At 35.4% G+C, this 19144-nt stretch carries 1 protein-coding gene; it reads right to left on the reverse strand.

What is annotated here, in order from left to right; translation table 11 throughout:
- Positions 1 to 33: 33 nt before the first annotated feature.
- Positions 34 to 19119 carry a vWA domain-containing protein gene (locus AANAER_RS13480; protein ID WP_140544116.1) on the reverse strand — a complete coding sequence of 6362 codons (19086 nt, stop codon included), beginning with the start codon at positions 19117 to 19119 and terminating at the stop codon, positions 34 to 36.
- Positions 19120 to 19144 lie beyond the last annotated feature (25 nt).

A 19144-nucleotide genomic window follows, 5' to 3' on the forward strand; every position in this document is an offset into this window, starting at 1 on the left:
GATATAAAAGAGGAAACCTCTTTTATACCTGAATTATAAATCAGTATTTATATCATCATCTACAAAAATAGAAATATTTGGGTTTGTTGTACTTGTGTACTCGGTAAAAGTACCGTCTTCACCCTCAATTTGTGTTTTATCTATTGCTTTATTCCAATTTTCTGAATCATTAAACTCAATTTCGTCACCGTTGTCTCCTCTGATAATTAATTCATTATCATCACTATCCACTATATCTTTTATATCATCTAAACTTAAATTCAATGTTTGACTACTATCATTTTCCAAATCAATAACTTTGATATTAGAAGCCGTAATATCGGATAAGTCAATAGTATCATTAGGTTCATCAAAAGAGAGAGTAGAAGCAGCACTATCATTAGGAGTTGTATCTACTTTAATAGTTACATCAAAAGATGTTGTATCTCCATCTTCATCTGAAGAGTTTACTTCAAATGATTTTATTGCATTTTCATCAAATTCCGATGATTTTGCACTGTATGAATAAGTTCCATCATCAAAATTAAATTTGAATGTTCCATCTCCGTCTAAAGAGATACCATCTTGAGGGAAATCATCTTTTGTATATGTAACATCATCCACAACAATATTATCAATAGTAATTTCACCGTCTCCACCTTGGATGTTATCTGAAACATCCCCTGTGATTGTTGTATTAACAGTATTTAAAAGTTCATCTCCTAAAGTTGAGTCATCATTTACCATAATAACTTCATCACCGTCTTGAACTTGCACAATTTTTAAATAATCTTCTTCTGCTCCGCTACCTACTCCAATTGCATATAGTTTATCTATATTATCTTCTACATAATCTTTCCAATCTTTTATTGTAGAATCTCTATCACTATTAACATAGTTTTCATGTTCGGTAGGCTCTCCGTCTGATAAGAAATAGGCAACAGTATTATCCGCATCATGACCGTTAAAATTAATTTCCATAGTTTCATCTAAAGCATCTTTATAATCTGTTCCTGAAGAGCTATCTAAATCATCTATATCTTGATTATTATATTGAATTAAATATCCTGATCTACCCCAACCGAAATCGGTATATTTGAAACTTAAATTACTTAAATAAGCTATTGCATCGTCAGCACTCATCCATCCGATATTTTTTGAAGTTGAGTTAAATAAAGTTAGATTAACTTCTGTTTCTCCATTGGTTTTATATGCTTCAATAGTAGATTTTATAGATTCTACAGCAATATCTAATCTAGTTGTCCAGTTACCGTTACTATCTCTTACACTATCATTCATAGAACCTGAAACGTCTAAAGTAAATAATAGATTTGTTGATGATTCACTTAAATTTATAGTATTTATCTCGTTATAAGAGTATGGAATTGCATCACTATTTGTTTCAACTGAAATATCACCGTTTCCTGCTTCTGTTGCTGTTGCTTTAATAGTTAAATTTACATCTTCTGTTCCTGCAGGTACAGTCATTTTAATATCTTGATAATCAATTGATCTTTCACCTTCTGAAATTGTCAATTCCCATACTCCGTTGCCTTTATCAACTAAAACATCTGTATTAAATGTAGCTCCATCCGGTACACCTTCTATTTGCACAGTTAAACTTTCACTACCGTCTAAATCATTTAAAGCAGCATTTAAATCAACATCATATACATCTTCTGTTGAAATTACTTGTTCAGGTTCTTTTCCAATATAACTACCATCACTAAAAACTATAGTTTCCATTTGATTATATTGAATAGTTCCTCCTCCTCTAATATCAGTTATAGATCCTTCTATCATTCCATTATTATTTGTTTGCCAATTAAAGTCATAATCAGATTGATTTCCATCTAAATAAAGGGTGTCTTTTCCATCTCCACCTAGAATATGTGTATTATTTGTAACTATATTATTTATTCTAATTACATCATCTCCACTACCCAAGTCAATGTTATTTGTTCCATTAATTTTTCCATTAATAATAACTTCATCATCACCTTCACCAAGATTAAGACTCACTTGATTAATATCTTTATTTAGAATTAAAGTATCATCTCCTTCTTTTAATTCAACTCTATCATTCATTACTAATTCTTTATTAATTTGAATTATATCATCCTCTGAAGTTCCGATATTATTTATAGAGTCTCCATTTTCAATTTCTACAGCAAAATCATTGTTTGAATCTGCTGTTCCCTCAGCTACCTTAGTTACATTTATACTAGCATCAGGAGTATCTGCCACAGGAGTTATCTCAATGGTTGTCGTATTGCTTTGAGCACTCCAATTTGTCCCATCACTTACTTTAAAATCAAAACTGCTATCTTCATCAGTATCTTCTGTAGGTTCAAATTTTAGTTTACCATCTTCAATATCTCTTATTGATATTTCAGCCGCACTAGAAATTGCTACTCCTGCTAAGAATAAAATTCCGTTTACAGGCAATGTTTCAATTCTAACTTTTGTTATATCATCACTTAAATTACCAAAATCATCTGTTGTCAAAGTATATGTTTGATCTTCATTTATGGTAATACTATCATCCTCAGATTCCGGCAATGCTACAGTTAATTGTAATGAAGCATCATCTAAGTTTACATCTTCAAAATTTCCGTTAACTTCTGTTACTGTTGCAGTTAAACTATCCTCTCCGTTAGAAGGAACTGTTAGTGTACCCGTACCATATTCATTTAATTTTACGGTATAAGTCGAAACATTACCGCTTCCATCTTCAACTTCCACAGTTGCTGTAGGGAAAGTATTTATATAATCATATTTAGAAGGATCCGGAACATTTGATGTTTGAATTGTAAAAGTAACCTCTTCCGTATCATCTGTAATTTCTGTCGAGTCAGATATTACCTCTTTATAGGCTATGTTATGAATTAAGTAATCATGATCTGTATAATTATCATTAATAGCTGCTGAGAATTCAATACTATCAAAAGGCTCACCGTTTGATGGTCTAAAAGTAAGAACATCATCTATTGTATCACTTCCTCCGTGATCATAAATTGTTTCTCCGACTTTTACTCCATCTTTATAAAAATTTATTACGGCTTTTTCGTTAGAATTTTTCCATGCAAAAGATATATCTATACTTAAAAGTTCTTTATCTCCAAAATCGACAACTAATTTTTCACTTTTCCATTCTCCGTGAGAATAAACTGAACCTAATTCACTATCAGCAGCTGATCCACCTTCATTAGATGTATTACTTGAAACACCAAATCCTGAATGGTTAGGATCATAATTTTTAGATACAGAAACTTCATTACCGTTTAAATCATAGGCTTTTATAGTATAACTTCCTTCTTCACCCACATTTGTTACATCAATTGTTGTTGTTTTTGTAATCGTAGCAGAAAGAGATACATCCGTTACATCAGCATCATCTTTTATAATCACTTCATTATTATCATTATTGTAAGAAACTGTTTCGTAATTTCCTCCATCATGATCTACTATTTCTGCTGATATAGTATCATTTTCTTCAAGATATGGATCATCTTCTCTTACATCAACATCAAATGTTGTAGATGTTTGACCATCCGGAATTGTAATATGTATTTCTTCTCCGTTTACCTCTACAGTTACATCTAAATCTCCTTGAGGAGGGTTACTTACTTCTAGAGTATAAGTAACTTTTGTTGAATTTTCATCTACATCGTCAGGAGCAATAAGAGTTAATGTTGTTGTATCTTTTGTATCACTTACTGTTACTGTTGCTGTATCACTTGTATCTAGATCCTCGAAGTTTCCTCCAGTTGTACTTGTTACACTTACATCATAACTCTCACCATCGTTATATACATCATCACCTTGGATATCAAACGCTGTTGATTCTACTACTGTTCCTGCTTCATAATCAGTTCCAAACGTTACTGTTGCTCCGTTTGAAAGTGTTACTGTTAACTCTGTTTCAGGTGTATAATTTAAGCTTGCTCCTATGGTTGCTGTTCCACTTCCTTCATCTACATTTACATCATTTAACGTTAATGTTGTTGTATCTTTTGTATCACTTACTGTTACTGTTGCTGTATCACTTGTATCTAGATCCTCGAAGTTTCCTCCAGTTGTACTTGTTACACTTACATCATAACTCTCACCATCGTTATATACATCATCACCTTGGATATCAAACGCTGTTGATTCTACTACTGTTCCTGCTTCATAATCAGTTCCAAACGTTACTGTTGCTCCGTTTGAAAGTGTTACTGTTAACTCTGTTTCAGGTGTATAATTTAAGCTTGCTCCTATGGTTGCTGTTCCACTTCCTTCATCTACATTTACATCATTTAACGTTAATGTTGTTGTATCTTTTGTATCACTTACTGTTACTGTTGCTGTATCACTTGTATCTAGATCCTCGAAGTTTCCTCCAGTTGTACTTGTTACACTTACATCATAACTCTCACCATCGTTATATACATCATCACCTTGGATATCAAACGCTGTTGATTCTACTACTGTTCCTGCTTCATAATCAGTTCCAAACGTTACTGTTGCTCCGTTTGAAAGTGTTACTGTTAACTCTGTTTCAGGTGTATAATTTAAGCTTGCTCCTATGGTTGCTGTTCCACTTCCTTCATCTACATTTACATCATTTAACGTTAATGTTGTTGTATCTTTTGTATCACTTACTGTTACTGTTGCTGTATCACTTGTATCTAGATCCTCGAAGTTTCCTCCAGTTGTACTTGTTACACTTACATCATAACTCTCACCATCGTTATATACATCATCACCTTGGATATCAAACGCTGTTGATTCTACTACTGTTCCTGCTTCATAATCAGTTCCAAACGTTACTGTTGCTCCGTTTGAAAGTGTTACTGTTAACTCTGTTTCAGGTGTATAATTTAAGCTTGCTCCTATGGTTGCTGTTCCACTTCCTTCATCTACATTTACATCATTTAACGTTAATGTTGTTGTATCTTTTGTATCACTTACTGTTACTGTTGCTGTATCACTTGTATCTAGATCCTCGAAGTTTCCTCCAGTTGTACTTGTTACACTTACATCATAACTCTCACCATCGTTATATACATCATCACCTTGGATATCAAACGCTGTTGATTCTACTACTGTTCCTGCTTCATAATCAGTTCCAAACGTTACTGTTGCTCCGTTTGAAAGTGTTACTGTTAACTCTGTTTCAGGTGTATAATTTAAGCTTGCTCCTATGGTTGCTGTTCCACTTCCTTCATCTACATTTACATCATTTAACGTTAATGTTGTTGTATCTTTTGTATCACTTACTGTTACTGTTGCTGTATCACTTGTATCTAGATCCTCGAAGTTTCCTCCAGTTGTACTTGTTACACTTACATCATAACTCTCACCATCGTTATATACATCATCACCTTGGATATCAAACGCTGTTGATTCTACTACTGTTCCTGCTTCATAATCAGTTCCAAACGTTACTGTTGCTCCGTTTGAAAGTGTTACTGTTAACTCTGTTTCAGGTGTATAATTTAAGCTTGCTCCTATGGTTGCTGTTCCACTTCCTTCATCTACATTTACATCATTTAACGTTAATGTTGTTGTATCTTTTGTATCACTTACTGTTACTGTTGCTGTATCACTTGTATCTAGATCCTCGAAGTTTCCTCCAGTTGTACTTGTTACACTTACATCATAACTCTCACCATCGTTATATACATCATCACCTTGGATATCAAACGCTGTTGATTCTACTACTGTTCCTGCTTCATAATCAGTTCCAAACGTTACTGTTGCTCCGTTTGAAAGTGTTACTGTTAACTCTGTTTCAGGTGTATAATTTAAGCTTGCTCCTATGGTTGCTGTTCCACTTCCTTCATCTACATTTACATCATTTAACGTTAATGTTGTTGTATCTTTTGTATCACTTACTGTTACTGTTGCTGTATCACTTGTATCTAGATCCTCGAAGTTTCCTCCAGTTGTACTTGTTACACTTACATCATAACTCTCACCATCGTTATATACATCATCACCTTGGATATCAAACGCTGTTGATTCTACTACTGTTCCTGCTTCATAATCAGTTCCAAACGTTACTGTTGCTCCGTTTGAAAGTGTTACTGTTAACTCTGTTTCAGGTGTATAATTTAAGCTTGCTCCTATGGTTGCTGTTCCACTTCCTTCATCTACATTTACATCATTTAACGTTAATGTTGTTGTATCTTTTGTATCACTTACTGTTACTGTTGCTGTATCACTTGTATCTAGATCCTCGAAGTTTCCTCCAGTTGTACTTGTTACACTTACATCATAACTCTCACCATCGTTATATACATCATCACCTTGGATATCAAACGCTGTTGATTCTACTACTGTTCCTGCTTCATAATCAGTTCCAAACGTTACTGTTGCTCCGTTTGAAAGTGTTACTGTTAACTCTGTTTCAGGTGTATAATTTAAGCTTGCTCCTATGGTTGCTGTTCCACTTCCTTCATCTACATTTACATCATTTAACGTTAATGTTGTTGTATCTTTTGTATCACTTACTGTTACTGTTGCTGTATCACTTGTATCTAGATCCTCGAAGTTTCCTCCAGTTGTACTTGTTACACTTACATCATAACTCTCACCATCGTTATATACATCATCACCTTGGATATCAAACGCTGTTGATTCTACTACTGTTCCTGCTTCATAATCAGTTCCAAACGTTACTGTTGCTCCGTTTGAAAGTGTTACTGTTAACTCTGTTTCAGGTGTATAATTTAAGCTTGCTCCTATGGTTGCTGTTCCACTTCCTTCATCTACATTTACATCATTTAACGTTAATGTTGTTGTATCTTTTGTATCACTTACTGTTACTGTTGCTGTATCACTTGTATCTAGATCCTCGAAGTTTCCTCCAGTTGTACTTGTTACACTTACATCATAACTCTCACCATCGTTATATACATCATCACCTTGGATATCAAACGCTGTTGATTCTACTACTGTTCCTGCTTCATAATCAGTTCCAAACGTTACTGTTGCTCCGTTTGAAAGTGTTACTGTTAACTCTGTTTCAGGTGTATAATTTAAGCTTGCTCCTATGGTTGCTGTTCCACTTCCTTCATCTACATTTACATCATTTAACGTTAATGTTGTTGTATCTTTTGTATCACTTACTGTTACTGTTGCTGTATCACTTGTATCTAGATCCTCGAAGTTTCCTCCAGTTGTACTTGTTACACTTACATCATAACTCTCACCATCGTTATATACATCATCACCTTGGATATCAAACGCTGTTGATTCTACTACTGTTCCTGCTTCATAATCAGTTCCAAACGTTACTGTTGCTCCGTTTGAAAGTGTTACTGTTAACTCTGTTTCAGGTGTATAATTTAAGCTTGCTCCTATGGTTGCTGTTCCACTTCCTTCATCTACATTTACATCATTTAACGTTAATGTTGTTGTATCTTTTGTATCACTTACTGTTACTGTTGCTGTATCACTTGTATCTAGATCCTCGAAGTTTCCTCCAGTTGTACTTGTTACACTTACATCATAACTCTCACCATCGTTATATACATCATCACCTTGGATATCAAACGCTGTTGATTCTACTACTGTTCCTGCTTCATAATCAGTTCCAAACGTTACTGTTGCTCCGTTTGAAAGTGTTACTGTTAACTCTGTTTCAGGTGTATAATTTAAGCTTGCTCCTATGGTTGCTGTTCCACTTCCTTCATCTACATTTACATCATTTAACGTTAATGTTGTTGTATCTTTTGTATCACTTACTGTTACTGTTGCTGTATCACTTGTATCTAGATCCTCGAAGTTTCCTCCAGTTGTACTTGTTACACTTACATCATAACTCTCACCATCGTTATATACATCATCACCTTGGATATCAAACGCTGTTGATTCTACTACTGTTCCTGCTTCATAATCAGTTCCAAACGTTACTGTTGCTCCGTTTGAAAGTGTTACTGTTAACTCTGTTTCAGGTGTATAATTTAAGCTTGCTCCTATGGTTGCTGTTCCACTTCCTTCATCTACATTTACATCATTTAACGTTAATGTTGTTGTATCTTTTGTATCACTTACTGTTACTGTTGCTGTATCACTTGTATCTAGATCCTCGAAGTTTCCTCCAGTTGTACTTGTTACACTTACATCATAACTCTCACCATCGTTATATACATCATCACCTTGGATATCAAACGCTGTTGATTCTACTACTGTTCCTGCTTCATAATCAGTTCCAAACGTTACTGTTGCTCCGTTTGAAAGTGTTACTGTTAACTCTGTTTCAGGTGTATAATTTAAGCTTGCTCCTATGGTTGCTGTTCCACTTCCTTCATCTACATTTACATCATTTAACGTTAATGTTGTTGTATCTTTTGTATCACTTACTGTTACTGTTGCTGTATCACTTGTATCTAGATCCTCGAAGTTTCCTCCAGTTGTACTTGTTACACTTACATCATAACTCTCACCATCGTTATATACATCATCACCTTGGATATCAAACGCTGTTGATTCTACTACTGTTCCTGCTTCATAATCAGTTCCAAACGTTACTGTTGCTCCGTTTGAAAGTGTTACTGTTAACTCTGTTTCAGGTGTATAATTTAAGCTTGCTCCTATGGTTGCTGTTCCACTTCCTTCATCTACATTTACATCATTTAACGTTAATGTTGTTGTATCTTTTGTATCACTTACTGTTACTGTTGCTGTATCACTTGTATCTAGATCCTCGAAGTTTCCTCCAGTTGTACTTGTTACACTTACATCATAACTCTCACCATCGTTATATACATCATCACCTTGGATATCAAACGCTGTTGATTCTACTACTGTTCCTGCTTCATAATCAGTTCCAAACGTTACTGTTGCTCCGTTTGAAAGTGTTACTGTTAACTCTGTTTCAGGTGTATAATTTAAGCTTGCTCCTATGGTTGCTGTTCCACTTCCTTCATCTACATTTACATCATTTAACGTTAATGTTGTTGTATCTTTTGTATCACTTACTGTTACTGTTGCTGTATCACTTGTATCTAGATCCTCGAAGTTTCCTCCAGTTGTACTTGTTACACTTACATCATAACTCTCACCATCGTTATATACATCATCACCTTGGATATCAAACGCTGTTGATTCTACTACTGTTCCTGCTTCATAATCAGTTCCAAACGTTACTGTTGCTCCGTTTGAAAGTGTTACTGTTAACTCTGTTTCAGGTGTATAATTTAAGCTTGCTCCTATGGTTGCTGTTCCACTTCCTTCATCTACATTTACATCATTTAACGTTAATGTTGTTGTATCTTTTGTATCACTTACTGTTACTGTTGCTGTATCACTTGTATCTAGATCCTCGAAGTTTCCTCCAGTTGTACTTGTTACACTTACATCATAACTCTCACCATCGTTATATACATCATCACCTTGGATATCAAACGCTGTTGATTCTACTACTGTTCCTGCTTCATAATCAGTTCCAAACGTTACTGTTGCTCCGTTTGAAAGTGTTACTGTTAACTCTGTTTCAGGTGTATAATTTAAGCTTGCTCCTATGGTTGCTGTTCCACTTCCTTCATCTACATTTACATCATTTAACGTTAATGTTGTTGTATCTTTTGTATCACTTACTGTTACTGTTGCTGTATCACTTGTATCTAGATCCTCGAAGTTTCCTCCAGTTGTACTTGTTACACTTACATCATAACTCTCACCATCGTTATATACATCATCACCTTGGATATCAAACGCTGTTGATTCTACTACTGTTCCTGCTTCATAATCAGTTCCAAACGTTACTGTTGCTCCGTTTGAAAGTGTTACTGTTAACTCTGTTTCAGGTGTATAATTTAAGCTTGCTCCTATGGTTGCTGTTCCACTTCCTTCATCTACATTTACATCATTTAACGTTAATGTTGTTGTATCTTTTGTATCACTTACTGTTACTGTTGCTGTATCACTTGTATCTAGATCCTCGAAGTTTCCTCCAGTTGTACTTGTTACACTTACATCATAACTCTCACCATCGTTATATACATCATCACCTTGGATATCAAACGCTGTTGATTCTACTACTGTTCCTGCTTCATAATCAGTTCCAAACGTTACTGTTGCTCCGTTTGAAAGTGTTACTGTTAACTCTGTTTCAGGTGTATAATTTAAGCTTGCTCCTATGGTTGCTGTTCCACTTCCTTCATCTACATTTACATCATTTAACGTTAATGTTGTTGTATCTTTTGTATCACTTACTGTTACTGTTGCTGTATCACTTGTATCTAGATCCTCGAAGTTTCCTCCAGTTGTACTTGTTACACTTACATCATAACTCTCACCATCGTTATATACATCATCACCTTGGATATCAAACGCTGTTGATTCTACTACTGTTCCTGCTTCATAATCAGTTCCAAACGTTACTGTTGCTCCGTTTGAAAGTGTTACTGTTAACTCTGTTTCAGGTGTATAATTTAAGCTTGCTCCTATGGTTGCTGTTCCACTTCCTTCATCTACATTTACATCATTTAACGTTAATGTTGTTGTATCTTTTGTATCACTTACTGTTACTGTTGCTGTATCACTTGTATCTAGATCCTCGAAGTTTCCTCCAGTTGTACTTGTTACACTTACATCATAACTCTCACCATCGTTATATACATCATCACCTTGGATATCAAACGCTGTTGATTCTACTACTGTTCCTGCTTCATAATCAGTTCCAAACGTTACTGTTGCTCCGTTTGAAAGTGTTACTGTTAACTCTGTTTCAGGTGTATAATTTAAGCTTGCTCCTATGGTTGCTGTTCCACTTCCTTCATCTACATTTACATCATTTAACGTTAATGTTGTTGTATCTTTTGTATCACTTACTGTTACTGTTGCTGTATCACTTGTATCTAGATCCTCGAAGTTTCCTCCAGTTGTACTTGTTACACTTACATCATAACTCTCACCATCGTTATATACATCATCACCTTGGATATCAAACGCTGTTGATTCTACTACTGTTCCTGCTTCATAATCAGTTCCAAACGTTACTGTTGCTCCGTTTGAAAGTGTTACTGTTAACTCTGTTTCAGGTGTATAATTTAAGCTTGCTCCTATGGTTGCTGTTCCACTTCCTTCATCTACATTTACATCATTTAACGTTAATGTTGTTGTATCTTTTGTATCACTTACTGTTACTGTTGCTGTATCACTTGTATCTAGATCCTCGAAGTTTCCTCCAGTTGTACTTGTTACACTTACATCATAACTCTCACCATCGTTATATACATCATCACCTTGGATATCAAACGCTGTTGATTCTACTACTGTTCCTGCTTCATAATCAGTTCCAAACGTTACTGTTGCTCCGTTTGAAAGTGTTACTGTTAACTCTGTTTCAGGTGTATAATTTAAGCTTGCTCCTATGGTTGCTGTTCCACTTCCTTCATCTACATTTACATCATTTAACGTTAATGTTGTTGTATCTTTTGTATCACTTACTGTTACTGTTGCTGTATCACTTGTATCTAGATCCTCGAAGTTTCCTCCAGTTGTACTTGTTACACTTACATCATAACTCTCACCATCGTTATATACATCATCACCTTGGATATCAAACGCTGTTGATTCTACTACTGTTCCTGCTTCATAATCAGTTCCAAACGTTACTGTTGCTCCGTTTGAAAGTGTTACTGTTAACTCTGTTTCAGGTGTATAATTTAAGCTTGCTCCTATGGTTGCTGTTCCACTTCCTTCATCTACATTTACATCATTTAACGTTAATGTTGTTGTATCTTTTGTATCACTTACTGTTACTGTTGCTGTATCACTTGTATCTAGATCCTCGAAGTTTCCTCCAGTTGTACTTGTTACACTTACATCATAACTCTCACCATCGTTATATACATCATCACCTTGGATATCAAACGCTGTTGATTCTACTACTGTTCCTGCTTCATAATCAGTTCCAAACGTTACTGTTGCTCCGTTTGAAAGTGTTACTGTTAACTCTGTTTCAGGTGTATAATTTAAGCTTGCTCCTATGGTTGCTGTTCCACTTCCTTCATCTACATTTACATCATTTAACGTTAATGTTGTTGTATCTTTTGTATCACTTACTGTTACTGTTGCTGTATCACTTGTATCTAGATCCTCGAAGTTTCCTCCAGTTGTACTTGTTACACTTACATCATAACTCTCACCATCGTTATATACATCATCACCTTGGATATCAAACGCTGTTGATTCTACTACTGTTCCTGCTTCATAATCAGTTCCAAACGTTACTGTTGCTCCGTTTGAAAGTGTTACTGTTAACTCTGTTTCAGGTGTATAATTTAAGCTTGCTCCTATGGTTGCTGTTCCACTTCCTTCATCTACATTTACATCATTTAACGTTAATGTTGTTGTATCTTTTGTATCACTTACTGTTACTGTTGCTGTATCACTTGTATCTAGATCCTCGAAGTTTCCTCCAGTTGTACTTGTTACACTTACATCATAACTCTCACCATCGTTATATACATCATCACCTTGGATATCAAACGCTGTTGATTCTACTACTGTTCCTGCTTCATAATCAGTTCCAAACGTTACTGTTGCTCCGTTTGAAAGTGTTACTGTTAACTCTGTTTCAGGTGTATAATTTAAGCTTGCTCCTATGGTTGCTGTTCCACTTCCTTCATCTACATTTACATCATTTAACGTTAATGTTGTTGTATCTTTTGTATCACTTACTGTTACTGTTGCTGTATCACTTGTATCTAGATCCTCGAAGTTTCCTCCAGTTGTACTTGTTACACTTACATCATAACTCTCACCATCGTTATATACATCATCACCTTGGATATCAAACGCTGTTGATTCTACTACTGTTCCTGCTTCATAATCAGTTCCAAACGTTACTGTTGCTCCGTTTGAAAGTGTTACTGTTAACTCTGTTTCAGGTGTATAATTTAAGCTTGCTCCTATGGTTGCTGTTCCACTTCCTTCATCTACATTTACATCATTTAACGTTAATGTTGTTGTATCTTTTGTATCACTTACTGTTACTGTTGCTGTATCACTTGTATCTAGATCCTCGAAGTTTCCTCCAGTTGTACTTGTTACACTTACATCATAACTCTCACCATCGTTATATACATCATCACCTTGGATATCAAACGCTGTTGATTCTACTACTGTTCCTGCTTCATAATCAGTTCCAAACGTTACTGTTGCTCCGTTTGAAAGTGTTACTGTTAACTCTGTTTCAGGTGTATAATTTAAGCTTGCTCCTATGGTTGCTGTTCCACTTCCTTCATCTACATTTACATCATTTAACGTTAATGTTGTTGTATCTTTTGTATCACTTACTGTTACTGTTGCTGTATCACTTGTATCTAGATCCTCGAAGTTTCCTCCAGTTGTACTTGTTACACTTACATCATAACTCTCACCATCGTTATATACATCATCACCTTGGATATCAAACGCTGTTGATTCTACTACTGTTCCTGCTTCATAATCAGTTCCAAACGTTACTGTTGCTCCGTTTGAAAGTGTTACTGTTAACTCTGTTTCAGGTGTATAATTTAAGCTTGCTCCTATGGTTGCTGTTCCACTTCCTTCATCTACATTTACATCATTTAACGTTAATGTTGTTGTATCTTTTGTATCACTTACTGTTACTGTTGCTGTATCACTTGTATCTAGATCCTCGAAGTTTCCTCCAGTTGTACTTGTTACACTTACATCATAACTCTCACCATCGTTATATACATCATCACCTTGGATATCAAACGCTGTTGATTCTACTACTGTTCCTGCTTCATAATCAGTTCCAAACGTTACTGTTGCTCCGTTTGAAAGTGTTACTGTTAACTCTGTTTCAGGTGTATAATTTAAGCTTGCTCCTATGGTTGCTGTTCCACTTCCTTCATCTACATTTACATCATTTAACGTTAATGTTGTTGTATCTTTTGTATCACTTACTGTTACTGTTGCTGTATCACTTGTATCTAGATCCTCGAAGTTTCCTCCAGTTGTACTTGTTACACTTACATCATAACTCTCACCATCGTTATATACATCATCACCTTGGATATCAAACGCTGTTGATTCTACTACTGTTCCTGCTTCATAATCAGTTCCAAACGTTACTGTTGCTCCGTTTGAAAGTGTTACTGTTAACTCTGTTTCAGGTGTATAATTTAAGCTTGCTCCTATGGTTGCTGTTCCACTTCCTTCATCTACATTTACATCATTTAACGTTAATGTTGTTGTATCTTTTGTATCACTTACTGTTACTGTTGCTGTATCACTTGTATCTAGATCCTCGAAGTTTCCTCCAGTTGTACTTGTTACACTTACATCATAACTCTCACCATCGTTATATACATCATCACCTTGGATATCAAACGCTGTTGATTCTACTACTGTTCCTGCTTCATAATCAGTTCCAAACGTTACTGTTGCTCCGTTTGAAAGTGTTACTGTTAACTCTGTTTCAGGTGTATAATTTAAGCTTGCTCCTATGGTTGCTGTTCCACTTCCTTCATCTACATTTACATCATTTAACGTTAATGTTGTTGTATCTTTTGTATCACTTACTGTTACTGTTGCTGTATCACTTGTATCTAGATCCTCGAAGTTTCCTCCAGTTGTACTTGTTACACTTACATCATAACTCTCACCATCGTTATATACATCATCACCTTGGATATCAAACGCTGTTGATTCTACTACTGTTCCTGCTTCATAATCAGTTCCAAACGTTACTGTTGCTCCGTTTGAAAGTGTTACTGTTAACTCTGTTTCAGGTGTATAATTTAAGCTTGCTCCTATGGTTGCTGTTCCACTTCCTTCATCTACATTTACATCATTTAACGTTAATGTTGTTGTATCTTTTGTATCACTTACTGTTACTGTTGCTGTATCACTTGTATCTAGATCCTCGAAGTTTCCTCCAGTTGTACTTGTTACACTTACATCATAACTCTCACCATCGTTATATACATCATCACCTTGGATATCAAACGCTGTTGATTCTACTACTGTTCCTGCTTCATAATCAGTTCCAAACGTTACTGTTGCTCCGTTTGAAAGTGTTACTGTTAACTCTGTTTCAGGTGTATAATTTAAGCTTGCTCCTATGGTTGCTGTTCCACTTCCTTCATCTACATTTACATCATTTAACGTTAATGTTGTTGTATCTTTTGTATCACTTACTGTTACTGTTGCTGTATCACTTGTATCTAGATCCTCGAAGTTTCCTCCAGTTGTACTTGTTACACTTACATCATAACTCTCACCATCGTTATATACATCATCACCTTGGATATCAAACGCTGTTGATTCTACTACTGTTCCTGCTTCATAATCAGTTCCAAACGTTACTGTTGCTCCGTTTGAAAGTGTTACTGTTAACTCTGTTTCAGGTGTATAATTTAAGCTTGCTCCTATGGTTGCTGTTCCACTTCCTTCATCTACATTTACATCATTTAACGTTAATGTTGTTGTATCTTTTGTATCACTTACTGTTACTGTTGCTGTATCACTTGTATCTAGATCCTCGAAGTTTCCTCCAGTTGTACTTGTTACACTTACATCATAACTCTCACCATCGTTATATACATCATCACCTTGGATATCAAACGCTGTTGATTCTACTACTGTTCCTGCTTCATAATCAGTTCCAAACGTTACTGTTGCTCCGTTTGAAAGTGTTACTGTTAACTCTGTTTCAGGTGTATAATTTAAGCTTGCTCCTATGGTTGCTGTTCCACTTCCTTCATCTACATTTACATCATTTAACGTTAATGTTGTTGTATCTTTTGTATCACTTACTGTTACTGTTGCTGTATCACTTGTATCTAGATCCTCGAAGTTTCCTCCAGTTGTACTTGTTACACTTACATCATAACTCTCACCATCGTTATATACATCATCACCTTGGATATCAAACGCTGTTGATTCTACTACTGTTCCTGCTTCATAATCAGTTCCAAACGTTACTGTTGCTCCGTTTGAAAGTGTTACTGTTAACTCTGTTTCAGGTGTATAATTTAAGCTTGCTCCTATGGTTGCTGTTCCACTTCCTTCATCTACATTTACATCATTTAACGTTAATGTTGTTGTATCTTTTGTATCACTTACTGTTACTGTTGCTGTATCACTTGTATCTAGATCCTCGAAGTTTCCTCCAGTTGTACTTGTTACACTTACATCATAACTCTCACCATCGTTATATACATCATCACCTTGGATATCAAACGCTGTTGATTCTACTACTGTTCCTGCTTCATAATCAGTTCCAAACGTTACTGTTGCTCCGTTTGAAAGTGTTACTGTTAACTCTGTTTCAGGTGTATAATTTAAGCTTGCTCCTATGGTTGCTGTTCCACTTCCTTCATCTACATTTACATCATTTAACGTTAATGTTGTTGTATCTTTTGTATCACTTACTGTTACTGTTGCTGTATCACTTGTATCTAGATCCTCGAAGTTTCCTCCAGTTGTACTTGTTACACTTACATCATAACTCTCACCATCGTTATATACATCATCACCTTGGATATCAAACGCTGTTGATTCTACTACTGTTCCTGCTTCATAATCAGTTCCAAACGTTACTGTTGCTCCGTTTGAAAGTGTTACTGTTAACTCTGTTTCAGGTGTATAATTTAAGCTTGCTCCTATGGTTGCTGTTCCACTTCCTTCATCTACATTTACATCATTTAACGTTAATGTTGTTGTATCTTTTGTATCACTTACTGTTACTGTTGCTGTATCACTTGTATCTAGATCCTCGAAGTTTCCTCCAGTTGTACTTGTTACACTTACATCATAACTCTCACCATCGTTATATACATCATCACCTTGGATATCAAACGCTGTTGATTCTACTACTGTTCCTGCTTCATAATCAGTTCCAAACGTTACTGTTGCTCCGTTTGAAAGTGTTACTGTTAACTCTGTTTCAGGTGTATAATTTAAGCTTGCTCCTATGGTTGCTGTTCCACTTCCTTCATCTACATTTACATCATTTAACGTTAATGTTGTTGTATCTTTTGTATCACTTACTGTTACTGTTGCTGTATCACTTGTATCTAGATCCTCGAAGTTTCCTCCAGTTGTACTTGTTACACTTACATCATAACTCTCACCATCGTTATATACATCATCACCTTGGATATCAAACGCTGTTGATTCTACTACTGTTCCTGCTTCATAATCAGTTCCAAACGTTACTGTTGCTCCGTTTGAAAGTGTTACTGTTAACTCTGTTTCAGGTGTATAATTTAAGCTTGCTCCTATGGTTGCTGTTCCACTTCCTTCATCTACATTTACATCATTTAACGTTAATGTTGTTGTATCTTTTGTATCACTTACTGTTACTGTTGCTGTATCACTTGTATCTAGATCCTCGAAGTTTCCTCCAGTTGTACTTGTTACACTTACATCATAACTCTCACCATCGTTATATACATCATCACCTTGGATATCAAACGCTGTTGATTCTACTACTGTTCCTGCTTCATAATCAGTTCCAAACGTTACTGTTGCTCCGTTTGAAAGTGTTACTGTTAACTCTGTTTCAGGTGTATAATTTAAGCTTGCTCCTATGGTTGCTGTTCCACTTCCTTCATCTACATTTACATCATTTAACGTTAATGTTGTTGTATCTTTTGTATCACTTACTGTTACTGTTGCTGTATCACTTGTATCTAGATCCTCGAAGTTTCCTCCAGTTGTACTTGTTACACTTACATCATAACTCTCACCATCGTTATATACATCATCACCTTGGATATCAAACGCTGTTGATTCTACTACTGTTCCTGCTTCATAATCAGTTCCAAACGTTACTGTTGCTCCGTTTGAAAGTGTTACTGTTAACTCTGTTTCAGGTGTATAATTTAAGCTTGCTCCTATGGTTGCTGTTCCACTTCCTTCATCTACATTTACATCATTTAACGTTAATGTTGTTGTATCTTTTGTATCACTTACTGTTACTGTTGCTGTATCACTTGTATCTAGATCCTCGAAGTTTCCTCCAGTTGTACTTGTTACACTTACATCATAACTCTCACCATCGTTATATACATCATCACCTTGGATATCAAACGCTGTTGATTCTACTACTGTTCCTGCTTCATAATCAGTTCCAAACGTTACTGTTGCTCCGTTTGAAAGTGTTACTGTTAACTCTGTTTCAGGTGTATAATTTAAGCTTGCTCCTATGGTTGCTGTTCCACTTCCTTCATCTACATTTACATCATTTAACGTTAATGTTGTTGTATCTTTTGTATCACTTACTGTTACTGTTGCTGTATCACTTGTATCTAGATTATTATACTCACCTCCACCTGTCATACTTGAAACTGATACATCATAAGATTCTGCATCTTTATATATATCATCTCCTTGTACAGGAAACGGTGTTGATGTTGATGTTGTTTCTCCTATATTAAATGTTATTGTTGAACCGTTGCTTAAAGTAAAAGTTACAGGACCATTGATTGGTGCGTCACTTAGGCTTGCCGTTATTGAAGCAGTTCCACTTCCTTCATAAACTGAAACACTATTTAAAGTTAACGATGCATTATTAATAACAATTTCCGGATTTGGATTTTCTTCAGGATCACTAAGATTAGGACCTGCATCAGTATCCAATCTTTCTCCTCTTGCAGTATCATCAGCAGGAGTTACATCTTGTTCTGAAGTTTCATCTATACTTAAACTTTGATTGCTTATTAGGTCATCACCGGCTGCTGCTGCTTCCATTAGATCTACCAATGCTCCAAAATTATCTATTATTGAACCATCATTATCGGCTAATGAACTTACAGACAGACTCTCTTTTAAAGCATTTATTATCTCTCCACTTTTAAAGTCAGGATTATTTACGGCATCTAATATCTCTTTTTCACCATCTGAAGTAGAAGAAACTCCCAATGCTGTGTTTAAAGCAAAGATATCATCAGGCTTATTATTTTTAATAAGTTCAGCCATATTGTCAAGAGTTATTTCAAATCGTTGTCCCTCTCCTTGTAAGAATAATCGGACAGTCTGCTGTGAATCTGCCAAAGAGAAAGTAAATTTATCTGCTCCTAAAAAGTAGTATTGTTCCCCTTCTTGCGGCTTAAATTCCATTTTATTGGTAACATCTATTTGTTCTAAATCCCCGTTAATGTGTCTGATAATAAGTTTCATAATCTTGCCTTTTTAAGTATAGATT

Source organism: Halarcobacter anaerophilus (genome assembly GCF_006459125.1).
Lineage (GTDB): Bacteria > Campylobacterota > Campylobacteria > Campylobacterales > Arcobacteraceae > Halarcobacter > Halarcobacter anaerophilus.